The following is a 16058-nucleotide window of genomic DNA, read 5'->3' as shown; positions in this document are numbered from 1 at the left end:
TAATTTAGTATACAACGAAAAAAATAATTAAAATATTTTAGCGCCAATCACCTATATATCAATGAAGCGGGATAAAAAAGACTTATAATTTGGCAAAATAAATAAATATTTCCCCATAAATTACCTATATCTTTTTAATAGAAACCAACTACCTTCCAGACAGTAACCCTATGATTGGTTCATCAATGCTTCAATTTCTTCTGCTTCTATTGGGATAGTAGCCATTAGGTTAAAAGGAGTTCCTTTTTCCTGGATGACTACATCATCTTCTAATCTAATACCAAAACCTTCATCAGGAATATAGATTCCAGGTTCTACAGTAAAGACCATATTTGGCTGCATAGGTTCTGTCAGAATTCCGTAGTCATGAGTATCTAACCCAATATGATGAGAAGTACCGTGCATAAAATATTTTTTATAAGCGGGCCAATCAGGATCTTCGTTTTGTACAGCAGCTTTATCAATAAGTCCAAGTCCCAATAATTCTGAGGTCATGATTTTACCAACTTCTTTATGATACGCTGCCCAGATAGTACCTGGTACCAGCATGTTTGTCGCTTCATTTTTTACTCTTAACACAGCGTCATATACTGCACGCTGACGTTTACTAAATCTTCCGGAAACAGGAATCGTACGACTTAGATCACTGGAATAATTAGCATATTCTGCTGCTACATCCATAAGAATTAATTCTCCTTCCTTACATTGCTGATTGTTTTCTAAATAATGTAGAACATTGGCATTAGTACCACTGGCAATAATAGGAGTGTAAGCAAAACCTTTGGATCTATTATTAATAAACTCGTGTAATAATTCTGCTTCGATATTATATTCCCATACCCCTGGTTTTACAAAACTGAGCAATCGCCTAAATCCTTTTTCGGTAATGTTACAAGCAGTTTGCATCAGGTCAATCTCTATCGGGTCTTTGACAGAACGTAATCGTTGTAATATGGGATTACTCTTTGCAACTGCGTGGGCAGGATATTTGTTTTTCCACCATTTGGTAAAACGATCTTCTCTGGTTTCAGTTTCTACGTTAGATCTATAATGCTCATTGGTATTGACATAAACGGTATCACACTGAGTCATAATCTCAAAGAAAATCTTTTCCAGATCCTGCAGCCAGTATACCGTTTTGATTCCAGAAGTTTCAAAAGCTTTTTCTTTAGTCAGTTTTTCACCTTCCCAGATGGCAATTAGTTCACTCGTCTCTTTAAGGAAAAGGATTTCACGATGCTTTTCCTTTGGAGCATCCGGAAAAAGGACTAATATACTTTCTTCCTGATCTACACCACTTAGATAAAAAATATCTCTATGTTGTTCAAACGGCATCGTACTATCTGCACTAATAGGGTAGATATCATTACTATTAAAAACCGCAATACTATTGGGTTTCATTTTGGCAGTAAAATGGTGTCTGTTTTTTATAAATAGGTTTTTATCTATGGAGTGATATTTCATGAGTTCAGTTTATTTAAATGTCCATTATCGAATTCCAAAAATACTAAAGCCAAAAGCATGTATTGTTAAACAATAGGTAAAAATTTTGACACTTTAGTAGCATTATATACATTCAACCACTAAATTTCCTTCAGCATGAAATCATCTACCGTTACTTTTTTATGTACACTTGTTTTTAACGTACTTCTTTCTCAGCAACCGGCTACTCTGGCTGAAGTAATACAGAAAGGGCTTCGTCAAAAAACAAAACTCGAGCAATCATCTATCGTAAAGAATATTCCTTTTGAGAATATAGGACCATCCGTAATGAGTGGTCGAGTGGTGGATGTCGCTGTGAATCCTGATAATACAACAGAATTTTATGTAGCATATGCATCGGGAGGATTATGGCATACTGTAAATAACGGAACCAGTTTTGAACCTGTTCTGGATACTGCAGAAACCATCAATGTAGGTGATATTGCGGTAGACTGGAAAAATAATATTCTCTGGGTGGGTACCGGAGAAAATAATTCATCCAGATCATCATACGCCGGAGTAGGAATCTTAAAATCTACGGATAAAGGTAAGACCTGGAAAAATGTGGGACTTATTGATGCTCATCATATCGGGCGAATTATTATCAATCCCGATAACCCGGATGAGGTGGTTGTGGGAGTTACAGGGCATTTATACTCTGCGAATAAACAAAGAGGGATTTATAAAACTTCTGATGGAGGAAAAACATGGAAACAACATTTATTTATTAATAACAATACAGGAATAATTGATCTGGCATATGCTCCCGGAAATTTTAATATTATGTATGCTGCTGCCTGGGATAAGGATCGCAAAGCCTGGAATTTTAAGGGATCCGGAGTGGGATCTGGTATTTATAAAAGTACCGATGCAGGAATTTCTTGGAATAAAATATCTACAGATGGCAGTGGATTTCCTACCGGAGAAGGCGTAGGACGTATTGGATTGGCGGTATATGATGAGAATACCATATATGCTGTCCTTGACAATCAGTTTAGGAGAACAAAAGATAAGCAGGCTGATACAGACGCTTCACTTACCAAAGAAGATTTTAAAACCATGTCTGCAGCGACTTTTTTAAAGATAGAAGATAAAAAGTTGAATACTTATTTAAAAACAAATGGGTTTCAGGAAAAATATCGTGCAGAAAATGTAAAACAACTGGTGCGCAGTGGATCAGTAATGCCTGTAGATCTGGCAAAATATCTGGAGGATGCTAATTCACTTCTTTTTGATACTCCAGTAATCGGAGCAGAGGTGTATAGAAGTGATAACGGTGGAAAATCCTGGAAAAAAACACATACAGAATATCTGGATGATATATTTTTTAGTTATGGATATTATTTTGCACAGATACAGGTGAATCCAATACATAAAGAACATATTTATATTTCTGGAGTCCCTATCTTAAAATCCAAAGATGGAGGAAAAACCTATACTGGTATTAACAGAGAAAATGTACACGCAGATCATCATTCACTTTGGATAAATCCTAAAAACCCAAATCATCTGATCAATGGTAATGATGGTGGAGTGAATATTACTTATGATGATGGTGAGCACTGGATCAAAGCAAATCAACCCAGTGTAGGGCAGTTTTATGCTATTAATGTTGATCACGAAAAACCGTATAATGTATATGGAGGATTGCAGGATAATGGTGTTTGGATGGGATCGGTACATGCCAAAGAAGATGCACAATGGCATCAAAATGGTCATTATCCCTGGAAAAGTATTATGGGTGGTGACGGGATGCAAGTACAGATTGATAATCGAGATAACAATATTGTATATACCGGATTTCAATTTGGTAATTATTATAGAGTAAACAGCTCCATAAATGAACAAATATATATACAGCCAAAACATGAACTAGGAGAATCACCATATCGATTCAATTGGCAAACTCCTATATTACTATCACCACATAATCAGGATATTTTATATATGGGAGGTAACAAATTGATGCGCTCTATGAATCAGGGAGATGAATGGACAGCAATCTCAGAAGACCTTACCAAAGGAGGTAAAAAAGGAAATGTAGCTTATGGTACATTAACAAGTATTTCAGAATCCAGTTTTCAGTTTGGGTTAATCTATACAGGTAGTGATGATGGTCTGGTTTATGTTACCAAAAATGCAGGAGGAAACTGGGATAAGATTTCTGATAGTTTTCCAAAAGATTTATGGGTCTCCAGAGTAGTTGCATCTTCTCATAAAAAAGAACGAATATATGTAAGCTTAAATGGATATCGATGGGATGATTTTACACCCTATATATATGTTAGTGAGGATTATGGAAAAACATGGGGAAATATTGGTAAAACATTACCTATTACTGCAATTAATGTCATCAAGGAAGACCCTGAAAATGAAAATGTTTTATATGTAGGCGCAGACAATGGAGCTTATGTCTCTTTAGATAAAGGAAAAACCTGGCAATCCTTTTCAAAGGGAATACCCAATGTGGCGATTCATGATATTGTAATACAACCAGAGGCACATGATCTTTTGCTGGGTACCCATGGTCGAAGTATTTATAGAACCAATATAGAACCACTACAACTCCTGGATAATAAGATACTTTCTTTGCCTTTATACGTATTCCCAATGGATCTGGTAAAATCTTCATCCGATTGGGGAAGTTCCTGGAGCAAATGGTTGGATGCTAATGAACCGTCTACTTCAATAAAATATTATGCTAGTACAAATGGAGCCATTACTATTAAGATTTCTACAGAAAGTGATAAAATACTGCAAGAGTTTTCTACTACTTCTACTAAAGGATTTAATTATGCAAGTTACGACCTTACCTTGTCTGAAAAAGGAAGAAAAATTTTGTTAAAAGAGTATCCCGATGAAGATATTCCTGAAAAGAAAAATGGGAAGTATTATTTGCCCGTAGGAAAATATAAAGTAATTATTTCTAATGGCAAACAAATAGAAAAGACGATATTAGAAATTCACTAGAAACATACATCAGTTTTTAGTACATTTTAGAGGTTTACTCGATAATCGAGATTTATAATGCTCTGAGGCTTTCCTCGCAGTCTATTTTTTTTTGAATAAATGCCTCGTGGCTTGCCCTGAAGTAGCTTACTTTTGTAGATCTGGGAAAAGATGATATAGAAACCAATTAATATTTTTTACTTTATATAGCTTTTATTACAACCAACCATGAAGATAAACCCATATAATATAGGAATATTTTTTGCCTGTCTGATCCTTGTGATTCTCAGTGTATGGAAACTTGTCAAAAAATGGAAAAAGGATAAGACATATAGATATTTTTATGGATTTTTTATTACATCAAACCTGATTATTATTCAAGTATTATTGATGGATTTTGGTATTCATAAATTTCATCCCTGGATTCTTATGTTTTTTCTTCCATTTCAGTATCTATCTCCAGTATATTTTACAGCATTTATTTGTTACTACCTTAAAAAAGAGGAAATATATCAAAAGAATAGCGTGTATCTTTTTTTACCATTTATATCATTTTTTACGTTGTATACATTGCTTAAGGTCAACATATTTCTGGATTATGCATGGATATCAAAAAAAATATTTACTATAATCCATACAGAAGTTGATGAAAATTCTGCCTTAGCATTTAGTATTATTATTAGTATCTGGAATCTTTTAATAATTCTTAGATATGAAAATGCACTAGGCAGATTATCTTTTAAGCAGGTAAAGAAAAAAACAAAATGGATAAAAACTATCGTTGGGATATTTATTACATTTAATATCCTTTGGTTATTAACTATTATATTGTTTTTTATTCGAGAAGATATCAGCGGGCATTTTCCTTATTACCCTTACTGGATTTTGTACATAGTTTTTTATTATACATTTTTATTTTTTGGTACAAGACATATTGATACTGTATCCGAAGAAAACAAAACAGAAGCAGAAGAAGTGCAGAAGGCCATTGAGAGTTTTAGGATGTCTGGGCTAAATCATATGTTTTCTGATAAAGAATTAGAATTAATTCATTATGATAAGCCATCACAGATTACAGGTATATTAAGTTATTTTTCTACATCGTTATTTGATAAAAATAAGTTAGAAGATGTAGTATGGGATATTGTAGAGAATTGCATCTCGTATCTACAATTAGAAGACTGTATTATCTATATCTTAGACCCTTCAAAGAGAGTACTTGTACAAAAAGCTGCCTATGGTAACAAAAATCAAGGAGAGCGAAAAGTCCTGAGTCCTATTGAGATTCCCTTGGGGCAAGGGATCGTGGGACAGGTAGCACAATCTGGAGTATATGAATGCATTTATAACGTTACCTATGATCCTAGATATATAGTTGATGATATTAGCAGGAGATCAGAACTGGCGGTTCCTATCAAAATAGACGATAGAATTATAGGCGTATTAGACTCTGAACATTCGCAAGAAGGTTTTTTTGATGAAAACCACATCCTGTTATTTCAATTAATAGCCAAGCTTACCTCAAAAAAACTTGCTCAGATCACCAGTAAAAATCCGACTAACATCACGAATGACAATATTTATTTTAGAGAACTTCATTTTTTAATGAAAGAAGCAAAAATATATAGAGATTCTAATGTAGGACTGGATAGTATCGCTAAAATGCTAAATATTAGTAGTAATTATTTATCTCAATTGGTCAATAAATTAAGCAATAGCAATTTTTCAGAATATGTAAACGGGTATCGTATAGAGGATGCCAAATCTAAGCTTGAAGATCCTAAGTTTATCAATTATACAATTGTGGATATTGCTTTGGAATCCGGATTTAATTCCAGATCTACTTTTTATAGCGCTTTTAAAAAACATACAGGAATATCACCAAAAGAATATAGAGATACTCATAAAAAACGTGGCTAAATTCTGTAGGATAAAGTACTAGGAGATATGTATAATAATAAAAACGGGAATTCTATTTTAGAATTCCCGTTTTCAAAGAATGTAATCTGACGAAGGTACGATATACCAAAGTAATTTTAAAAAAAACTTCAAAACCTCCGTACTTGTATAATTGTATTGCTATATAAACCGATAAGAGGTAAATTATAGTATACTATTATTTGAACCCGTATACACCTCGCATTGATGCAATATCATCAGGCATAAATCCACGTCCCACTAATTCTCCACAGGCGAGCATGATAGAATCTAAATTATTTCCAGATGCATTAGCACCACCAATTGGAACAGCTCCAATAGTTTCAATAGACGGATCGGCTATATTTACACCGCAACTTCTATTTGTTCTCCAATCACTATGGTTCATCCCAAAAGTGTGTAATATTTCGTGCATCAGTACTTCTCGAAGGTTTGCCCTTGTAGACATTTTATTCATCTTTTTTCTATTAATTGAGATACGTTCACCAGGTTTTGACCTAAAAGGTACATCACTAATTGCAAAGATGTCCCCTCCAAGGTTTCTGATGTCTATATAAATATCTCTTGGTGTGTTTTCTAATTGTTGTTGGTTATTCACGAATTTGATATCTAATCTTATTGTGGTACGTAAAACATTGTTGAACAACCATATCATATCCCCAGCTGCCTGTCTCTGGAAACCTGGTTCAAAACCAACAAAAACAACGTTATACCTACGATTTCCTGCAGCAGTATTGTATGTTCTTGTTAATTTAAAACTTTCGTCTTTTGATAAAGATTCGTCAGCATACGCAATTAAATCTTTTAATGCTGATACAGGAACCTTCATATCAGAATATAAGTAGTAATCTTTTGTAACACCATCAGCGCCTTTAACTTTTATTTTTTCTGTTTCACCAGGTCTAAACCCTAATTTTGCAACATCTATTTGTTCTTGCTTGGTTAAACCTGATAGAGGAATTTCTTCTTGTTGAGAGAACTCTTCAGTCTCGCAAGAAAATAGTAACCCCATAGAAACGATAAATACAATGATCTTTAGACTATGAACAATGTTTGTTTCTGATTTTTTTTTTAAAACTTTCATTACAATTTTAATTAATAAAATAAGTGATTATTGTGTTAATTATATTAACTATTTAGATAAACAGCTAATAAAGTAAAAACCCTACTTTTAGTATGTAAAAACCTTATTTTTTATATAGAAACCCCCAAATTATTTATACTACTATCTTTTAAACTTACTTTTTACAAGTAAGTAAGGCTATACTTCAAAGAGAATATTAGGCATTCTTTTACGAAATACTTCATACAATGAAAAAAAGTATTTTTTATGAAACCAGAAAAGGCATAAAATATCGCTCAGAAGTTGCAAAATAGGATCATACACTAAGAACTTATCTTGACTTTTTCTATTTCCTAAAAAATAGCTGAAATTCGTCCATATTTCGTTACCTTTTTCGTCTGTAGTGCTACTGTAGACTACAAAAAGTACCTTATCTGTTCAAGTTTCATCTCATTTTCGGTTAAGAATAAAAAGTAAAGATGAGTTCTAAGTTTAAATAGCCTATGAATATAAAATCAAGTAGAATTATTTATTTGAGAAAACTAAGCATACTATCAGTTTTAAAGTAAACTACCTCCGAGACATTTAAATCTCGATTATCGAGTAAATTAGTAACTAAAAAAAGATATACGATGATCTTAACGATGAGTATTCCAGCATTACTTTTTCCAGCAATATCCCTTACGATGTTGGCATACAATGCCAGATATCTTGCTATTGCGGCATTAATACGTCAGTTACATAAAGAATATCTTTCTTCTCCATCAAAAAATACTGTGTTACAAATCAAAAACCTTAGAAAACGACTTTGGCTTATAAGAAATATGCAGGCAATTGCGATTGTAAGTTTTCTTACCAGTGTAATCACGATGTTCTTATTATATATTGAACAAGAAGATTTGGCAAATCTACTATTTGGTATAAGCTTGTTTTCTCTTATGGTTTCATTGGTCTTATCATTAATAGAAGTACAGATTTCTACTAAAGCATTAGGGATTAGATTAGACAGAATAGAAGAAAATAATTAGAAATCCTTATATTGTTAGACGGATTATTTTTAATTACTTCTTAATGCTTCAAAATGAACTTTTTAATAAAGTAATGCAAGAATTCAATACGGGGTATTGGGAGTTACGTGGAGATCCTTATAGAGAAATCTGGTCTGATAGGTTTTATGAAATCCTTGGATATTCTAAAAAAGATATCCAATCTGATTTAGATTTTTTTTTAGAAAACCTATTGCACAAAGAGGATGTTGAGGTTTTTAGGGATAATTTTCTGAATTATAAAAATAATCAGGTAAATTTTAAACAACATATCAAAATACGTAACCATCAGGGTAATTATCAATTGTTTAGATGTGCTACTAATAATGAATTACCCGTAAATATAAAATCCGAAGTAAGTATTGTCTTTTTTTTTGAGATAAAATTAGAACCTGATCAAACTATCAAAAAAGACAATTTCTATTATAAAGAAACAGCTCAGATGACAGCTACAGGAAGCTGGTATGTAGATTTTCAGAAAAAGGAAAGTTATTGGGATTTTGAAACCTATAGAATATTAGAATATCCGGATGATTATATTCCTTCCTTAAAAGATTCTGCGAATTATTACACAGAGGATTGCAGACAATTGGCTGCAGATTGTTTTTTTAAGTGTGCTATGGCAGGAACTCCATTCAATACAGAGATCAAAATGATGACTTCTACAAAAAGAGAATTTTGGGCACGTGCGATCGGAAAACCAATGTATAATGAAAGTAAAGAAATTATAGGAATTCGCGGTGTGTTTCAAGATATTGATGATATAAAAAGAAAAGAAATTAAATTACAGAAATCCGTAGATATCATAGCAGGGCAGAACTCCAGGCTATTTAATTTTGCACATATAGTATCTCATAATCTTAGATCTCATACAAGTAACCTATCCCTCTTAGTACAGCTGATAGAAGATATAGATGAACCTAAGGAAAAAGAAGAATTAATAAAAGAAGTAAAGACCATTTCTTCTAATCTCAATACAACTATAGAACATTTAAATGAGATCGTAACCATACAAACCAATAATAAACAAGAAAGAGTTTCTGTTAAGTTCAAAGATGCATTAAAATTGGTAGTTGATGGTATTAGTCATATGATTAATAATAGTCACGCTCTTGTAGATTCAGATTTTAGTGAACTGAAGGAGATTAAATATATTCCGGCCTATATGGAAAGTATATTGTTAAACCTAATTACCAATGCTATCAAGTATAAACATCCGGATAGAGATCCCATTATTAATATAAAAACATACATTGAGGGGAAAAAGAAGTATCTGAAAATATCGGATAATGGACGAGGTATCGATATGAGATTATTTAAGGATAAAATATTTGGGATGTATAAAACATTTCATTACAATGAAGATGCAGTAGGGATTGGCTTGTTTTTGACTAAAAACCAGGTAGAATCCATGGATGGAACGATTAAAGTAGAAAGCGTGGTAGATGAGGGGACAACTTTTATTATAGAATTTTGAAAAACATACAATTACTTATATTATGGGCGATAAAATAGGAGTAGCGTGTATTATTGATGATGATAGCGTATACGTAAATCTAGTCAAAAGAATTATTGAAGCAAAACAGCTTTGCAAAAATTTATTGGTTTTTGAGAATGGAAAGAATGCATTGAATTTTTTTGAAGCCATTTTGACCAATATGAATCAAGAAAGTATCCCCGATATCATTTTTTTAGATCTCAATATGCCGGTAATGGATGGATGGGAGTTTTTAGCCCAATTCACAAGGATCAAAAATAGATTCGGAAAAATAATCACACTCTATATTGTAAGCTCTTCTATCAATCCTCTTGATATCAAAAAAGCCAAAAGTATTAGTACGGTTACAGATTACTTAATTAAGCCAATTACAATTACGGAACTGGAATCAATTTTTAGTATGGCTTAAAAAAGAAAAGCTGAATTAGTTTTTTTAAACTAAGAATTCTGCTTTTTTATAACCAAATTCATGTTAATTAGCATCAATGCTAATTTCGTCTAGCTCGTAAGTACCATTAAAATCATCTGTATCCGCATCATTTCCTCTATATCTAAAAGCGATATAGATGCTCCCGGTTTCACAAGATAGATCGATATTCCCGGATTCAATCCAATTTCCAAAGAAATCAGCATCCTGTACGATGGTAGCATCTGTAAATATTCCCCAGGTAGCAGTGGCAATAGTTGCTTCAGTTCCATCCCAATCTTTAGAAAATAGTACATCTAATTCACTATTATCAGCAAAGCTGTTAGAGGTCTGGAATCTTAATGTTTCTCCATCCTGCGCATCCAGATTAATGGCAGGAGAAATCAGCCAGGCAATAGTATTAGCATCGCCAGAGCCAAATGCAGCAACGCGGGCAGAAATCCCTATTGACGGATTGTTTCCAGTCGAGGTAAACGCTTCCCAGGTTTCTGTTCCTTCTTCTATAAAATTAGTCCACCCGTTACCAGAAATGGGAGAATTGATGCTTTGCGTTTCAAAATTATCAGAAAATAAATTTGTAGATCCTATCATACTTGCCAAGCCACAAGAGATTTCTTGAGGATCACAACGCGTATCATTCTCAAACACCAATCCGGTAGGATCATTCAATACCAGATTAAATGTATCTCCAAAAAAGTTTTTAGTCAATATCCCTTCAAAACTTCCTTGTACTGCTGGTAATTGCAACCCTTTAAAATCTGCAAAAGTACTGGTGCTCAAAATAGCCGTCGCTCTTGTATTACAGCTTTCGAGCTTTCTTTCTCCATCAAAATTGTCACTCGCTTCAGAGGCAAAAGTAAGAGGGTTATCACCTAGTACATCATTCCTGTTAAACTGCACATTGTTAATCGTTACGTATAGATTAGAAATAGCATCAGAAAAATCTTCAATATTTATTTCTAAAGGAACAATCGTAGCTACCTCTGCAGATCTCTTGATTACCTCTTCCTGAGAAAAGGATGGTATCTGATCAATTTCATTACCCACCAAAACTCCTAAGGTGGCCACTCCATTTTCTACCCCTGCAGATAACCCTTGTAATCTTATAAACACTTTACGTCCAAATTCATAGCTGGTAAATAATGGATTAACATCTACCAAAATTCGTATCCCTGCTGTTGGATTTTCTGGTTTATCCTGTACTATCAATTCTTCAAAAAAATTGCCTGATCTATCACTGGATACTACATATCCTTTCATAAAATTCTCAGAATCCTCAAAAATAACGGCTTCCCCATTGGCTTGAGCAATTTGCCCCAAAACTGCCCCAACATCCATAATCAAATTGTTATCTATCGCTGGTTCTACATTTGTTAAGGGCGGTGTCTTAAAATCGTCATCTTGTACACAAGCAGCAACTAATACTACCAAAACCAAAATACTAAGAATCTTTTTTGTAGTAACTAAATTCATTTTTACACTATTTTTTGTTCTTTATTTAAGAATTTCTTTAATTTTTTATTTAAAATCTTACATATACATTCAGATAATATGAAGCTCCGAATCCATAAAAGTACCTGGGACCAAAAACAGGTGTATCCCTTTGAAACTCTTCTAGAGCTAATCTATAATTACCTGTTCTGGCTTGCTCAAAACCACCTGTTCTATATTGTTTATCAAAAACATTATTTATTGTTGCAAAAAATCCAACAAAATAATCTTTTACTCTCCAGGATTTGCCTCCCACGACATTTACTAAAATATAATCATCAAACTGTTCTTGTCTTAGTAATTCTCTGGCTATATTTTCATCAAAGTCATTAAACGGCAATCCATCTATATCTTGATTAAAATTAGAAGTTCTGGCAAAAGGGCTAATATCAATATAAGCATTAGAGAAATAATTAGCTGTGGTTCCAAACCACCAGAAATTGGGGTCTCGATATTCAAAACCTAATTGAGCAGCATTTTGTGGTCCTCCGGCAATGCGGTAATTTTCTAATGTTGCTGCCCCAAAATCTTTAACTCCGATAAACCCTTCAACACTTTCATCCAAAAAAATATCATTGGTACTTGCGAGATATAAATTTGGATTATTATCATATGTAAATTGACCTATGGCAGCTGCTCCTTTTAGTTTTATGGTAGGGGTAATCTGATATTCTATACCCAGCTCGCCTCCTATATGTAACCTGTCTACGTCAGTTAATATTTCTTGTACAAATCCAGCATCTGCACCAGAGATTGCCTGGGTAAAAAAGAACGAGATATCGGTAGCATCTTCCATTTTTGTATAATAACCAGTTATTCGGGCTTTTACTTTTGGAGTTCTAAGAATATAACTGGCATCGACAGATTGAACTTTTTCGCTCTCCTGATCTCCTCCCAATAGTTGAGCTATAGTTCTGTTATTCTGTCTCGCGTTGGCAAAAGCATTCCTGATTGTTGGTGCTTTAGTAAAAAAAGCACCGTGAATATCTATTAAGTTACGACCATTAATTTTATAGGTAAAACCACCTTTTGCACCATAGTTAGTAAAGTCTAATTTTGAACCTTTGCCAAAAGATTCTGCTCCCGGGAAATATCCGTTCTCAAACAAGCCGTTTCTCTGGTAAGAGGTTTGCGATACATTTGCTCCTAAGAAAAAATCAATTTTATTATATTTAAATTGTGCTTGCGCGAATCCGCTAATAACATCAGCGTTGATTTCATAATTATAGTCATAGCGATCACCTACTTCTACTATTCGATTGCGATTCCTGAGATCACTCTGTGCTCTATCTGCTAACTGCTGCGGACTTAGGTTTGAGTCACTCGCATTGGTCACAGAAGTAGCAAAAGAATCTACATCCAGAAAGCCTGTTCCTCCGAGAAGATCTAGTACCTCTGCAAAATTTTCACTCTTTAAAGTTTTATAATTAATAGCACCATTAAGACTTATATGATCTGTTAACTGAGTATTCATCAGTGTATTAAAACTCCATTGCGTATCATCATTTCTGTCTTCATACCATATATAGGTAGCGTTATTTCCTTGTTGTCTGTTTAATTGATTAGCCTCTATTAATCGATTCCAGTTTATCTGACCATCTCTAATAAACTCTTGTTGTGCTAAAAAAGCATTCTGAAAATCTAATGGTGTAGGAGTAGGATCTTGTAAAAAAGAACTTGGTAGATAGCTTTGATGTATTGGGTTTGTATCTCTACTGGCTCCTCCTCCAATATAGGTTTCTTGTCCATTGAAGGTAACTAGATCGGTTCCATTATTGTCTAAACGGCTATTTCCTATTTTACCAGTCTGGTACGCAATATTAGTGTTTAAACTCGTTTTATTCGTAACATCCCAGTAATGATTGAGCATAAATACAGGTTCTTCTACTTCTCGTATTCTGGAATTTTTCTTTTGCGCATCAAAGTATCCCCAATTAGGGTTGTATGTTCTTCCTTTTAGATTAAAAACTTCTTCTGTTATCGCGGTAGACCTGCCTCTGCGATTAGGAGTATAAAAACTTGTTAGATTTAAACTGTGTTTATTATTAATTTTTTTCTCTATAGAGGTAAAAATAGAATTAGCATCATATACAGTTCCATCGATAAAACCTTCTTTTCCCATTCTACGTGCTAATGATATGCTATATGCCCAACCATTACCCATGAGTCCGGAATTATAGCTAGCCATGATTCTTCCTGTATAACTTCTATTAGAAGCGGCATATGATACTCTTCCTCCTTTTCTATATTGAGAAGCTCTCATAATAATGTTCGTTGTTCCGGCAAGGTCTCCAAATGTATACTCATTTGCTGCGATACCTAATGAGAATTCCTGATTACGCTGTACATCATTGAGTCCTCCCCAATTACTCCACTGCGGTCTTCCATCATTAAGTTTATTCATCTCGATACCATTGATCAGTACTTTTCCGTTTTCATTACCAAGCCCTCTGGGTCTAAAAAAAGTAGCACTAAAATCAAAGGCTGCGGCACTGAGAAAAACATCTCTTGATGCTTGCAAAAGCCCCGATACATTAAAAGATGTATTATCATCTCCTTCATCTAATTCATTATCAGAAAGACTTATGGTACCAATTTGTATTTGTTCCTGAGTAAGATCATACTTGAGGTCTATCGTTTTTAGATCTAAAATAGTTCCTTCATTAATAATAACAGGATAACGTTTTGTAATATATCCCATTTTGGATATTAAAAGAATATGTTCCCCCAACGGAAGTTTCGCATTTCCAAAATCAAATTCTCCAGAAGTATTAGATGTCGTAGAAACAGAAGTTTCTTTGATCATAATTACTACATCAGATAAATTTTCATTCGTGGATGCGTCAACGATTTTACCTTTTAATCCTGTTTGCTGTGCATAAGATATAGTAACAGATATTAAAAAAGTCATTAAAAAGAGAATCCTCTTTTTGAGTAGTGACACCTTCATCAAATAATGGTTTTAATTAAGAAATTTATATTTATGCTATTCAAAATTACATCTTTTAAATAGAAAAGCTAATTTTGGTATAAGCTTTGAATTATATTTTACAATAAGTTAATACTCAATAACCTAATGAAATCTATCTATTTATTAATAACAACTTTTGTAATAAGCCCGATTTTTATTCTTTTTTCGCAGGAAAAAAAAACATATAAAATCAATACAATTGCTTTTTATAATGTAGAAAACCTGTTTGATACTGAGGATGATCCAATTACATTTGATGATGACAGGACTCCTGATGGTAAAGATCACTGGACTGAGGATATTTATAAAGATAAGCTAAAAAATATGGCAAAAGTCATTTCTGAAATTGGATCTGACGTTACAAAAAATACTCCTGCAATTATTGGAGTTGCCGAAATCGAAAACAGAAAAGTATTAGAAGATTTAGCAAACGAAGCTGTTTTGTTACCTAAGGACTATGGAATTGTGCAGTTTGATTCTCCTGATAGAAGAGGAATTGACGTAGCATTATTATATCAAAAAGCACTTTTTAGACCTGTTAATACCAGTACTCATGAGTTATTAATTTATAATGGAAATGATATTACAAAACGTGTTTATACAAGGGATCAGCTATTAGTAAGCGGTTATCTGGATGGAGATTTAATTCATATCATTGTGAATCACTGGCCATCAAGAAGTGGCGGAGAAGCTCGTAGTAGACATAAAAGAGAAAAAGCTGCAGAATTAAATAAAAAGATTATTGATTCTCTTTTTGATATTGATCCTTATGCAAAAATTATTACCATGGGAGATCTTAATGATGACCCTGATAATGCTAGTGTGAAAAAGATATTAGCGGCAAAATCCAAAAAAGAAGATGTACCGCTTAAAGGCCTATACAATCCTATGTATACTATGGCCAAAAAAGGAATAGGTTCGCTTGCCTGGAGAGATAGCTGGAATTTGTTTGATCAAATTATCGTCTCAAAAGGTTTGTTGAATAAAGATTACTCTTCATATCAATACTATAAAGCTGGTGTTTTTAATAAAAATTATCTAGCAAACCCGAGAGGTAGATATAAAGGATACCCTTATCGTAGTTTTGCTAATGGAGCTTATACTGGAGGATATAGTGACCACTTCCCTGTATATGTATATGTGATTAAAGAGATAAAGAAAAAGTAAAAAAGGTACTCAAAAATGAGTACCTT

At 33.4% G+C, this 16058-nt stretch carries 10 protein-coding genes; 6 read left to right on the top strand and 4 right to left on the bottom strand.

Translation table 11 applies throughout. The annotated features are described in order from the left end of the window. Positions 1–168: 168 nt before the first annotated feature. On the bottom strand, positions 169–1464 hold the full coding sequence (locus F0000_RS03940; RefSeq protein WP_149623402.1) for an aminopeptidase P N-terminal domain-containing protein: 1296 nt from the start codon (positions 1462–1464) through the stop codon (positions 169–171). Positions 1465–1599: 135 nt separating this feature from the next. Here F0000_RS03940 and F0000_RS03935 point away from each other — a divergent pair, with 135 nt between their 5' ends. Together F0000_RS03935 and F0000_RS03930 are read left to right on the top strand one after the other, a co-directional pair. Next, on the top strand, positions 1600–4452 hold the full coding sequence (locus F0000_RS03935) for a glycosyl hydrolase (protein ID WP_149623401.1): 2853 nt from the start codon (positions 1600–1602) through the stop codon (positions 4450–4452). 207 nt (positions 4453–4659) lie between these two features. Further along, the gene (locus tag F0000_RS03930; RefSeq protein ID WP_149623400.1) at positions 4660–6351 is read left to right on the top strand and encodes a helix-turn-helix domain-containing protein; all 1692 of its coding nucleotides are present in this window, start codon (positions 4660–4662) and stop codon (positions 6349–6351) included. 196 nt (positions 6352–6547) lie between these two features. Here the strand turns inward: F0000_RS03930 and F0000_RS03925 are convergent, their stop codons facing one another. Then, complete coding sequence (locus F0000_RS03925) at positions 6548–7453, bottom strand: M57 family metalloprotease (protein ID WP_149623399.1); 906 nt, start codon at positions 7451–7453, stop codon at positions 6548–6550. A 611-nt stretch (positions 7454–8064) separates the two neighbouring features. Here F0000_RS03925 and F0000_RS03920 point away from each other — a divergent pair. The 3 genes from F0000_RS03920 to F0000_RS03910 are packed head-to-tail and all read left to right on the top strand — an operon-like array spanning position 8065 to position 10385. Continuing rightward, the gene (locus F0000_RS03920; protein WP_149623398.1) at positions 8065–8460 is read left to right on the top strand and encodes a DUF2721 domain-containing protein; all 396 of its coding nucleotides are present in this window, start codon (positions 8065–8067) and stop codon (positions 8458–8460) included. A 43-nt stretch (positions 8461–8503) separates the two neighbouring features. After that, positions 8504–9955 carry a PAS domain-containing protein gene (locus tag F0000_RS03915; protein WP_149623397.1) on the top strand — a complete coding sequence of 484 codons (1452 nt, stop codon included), beginning with the start codon at positions 8504–8506 and terminating at the stop codon, positions 9953–9955. A gap of 22 nt (positions 9956–9977) precedes the next feature. Next, positions 9978–10385: a response regulator gene (locus F0000_RS03910; RefSeq protein WP_149623396.1), complete on the top strand. Its 408-nt coding sequence runs from the start codon at positions 9978–9980 to the stop codon at positions 10383–10385. Between the two features lie 63 nt (positions 10386–10448). Here F0000_RS03910 and F0000_RS03905 read toward each other — a convergent pair whose 3' ends face one another. Further along, complete coding sequence (locus tag F0000_RS03905; protein WP_149623395.1) at positions 10449–11876, bottom strand: DUF5689 domain-containing protein; 1428 nt, start codon at positions 11874–11876, stop codon at positions 10449–10451. A 49-nt stretch (positions 11877–11925) separates the two neighbouring features. Further along, positions 11926–14844, bottom strand: a complete 2919-nt coding sequence (locus F0000_RS03900) for a TonB-dependent receptor (protein WP_149623394.1) — start codon at positions 14842–14844, stop codon at positions 11926–11928. Positions 14845–14970: 126 nt separating this feature from the next. Between F0000_RS03900 and F0000_RS03895 the strand changes: the two genes are divergently transcribed. Then, positions 14971–16032: an endonuclease/exonuclease/phosphatase family protein gene (locus F0000_RS03895; RefSeq protein WP_149623393.1), complete on the top strand. Its 1062-nt coding sequence runs from the start codon at positions 14971–14973 to the stop codon at positions 16030–16032. The last annotated feature ends 26 nt before the right edge of the window (positions 16033–16058 follow it).

Origin of the sequence: Aquimarina sp. RZ0, from assembly GCF_008370685.1 — a bacterium.
Lineage (GTDB): Bacteria > Bacteroidota > Bacteroidia > Flavobacteriales > Flavobacteriaceae > Aquimarina.
The sequence above is the reverse complement of the archived record's forward strand: the minus strand, read 5'-3'. Positions and strand labels throughout refer to the sequence as shown.

Coding starts and splice junctions, on each gene's coding strand:
- F0000_RS03925 (WP_149623399.1), bottom strand. CDS start 7,453: ATGAAAGTTTTAAAAAAAAAATCAGAAACAAACATTGTTCATAGTCTA.
- F0000_RS03930 (WP_149623400.1), top strand. CDS start 4,660: ATGAAGATAAACCCATATAATATAGGAATATTTTTTGCCTGTCTGATC.
- F0000_RS03905 (WP_149623395.1), bottom strand. CDS start 11,876: ATGAATTTAGTTACTACAAAAAAGATTCTTAGTATTTTGGTTTTGGTA.
- F0000_RS03920 (WP_149623398.1), top strand. CDS start 8,065: ATGATCTTAACGATGAGTATTCCAGCATTACTTTTTCCAGCAATATCC.
- F0000_RS03895 (WP_149623393.1), top strand. CDS start 14,971: ATGAAATCTATCTATTTATTAATAACAACTTTTGTAATAAGCCCGATT.
- F0000_RS03900 (WP_149623394.1), bottom strand. CDS start 14,844: ATGAAGGTGTCACTACTCAAAAAGAGGATTCTCTTTTTAATGACTTTT.
- F0000_RS03940 (WP_149623402.1), bottom strand. CDS start 1,464: ATGAAATATCACTCCATAGATAAAAACCTATTTATAAAAAACAGACAC.
- F0000_RS03935 (WP_149623401.1), top strand. CDS start 1,600: ATGAAATCATCTACCGTTACTTTTTTATGTACACTTGTTTTTAACGTA.
- F0000_RS03910 (WP_149623396.1), top strand. CDS start 9,978: ATGGGCGATAAAATAGGAGTAGCGTGTATTATTGATGATGATAGCGTA.
- F0000_RS03915 (WP_149623397.1), top strand. CDS start 8,504: ATGCTTCAAAATGAACTTTTTAATAAAGTAATGCAAGAATTCAATACG.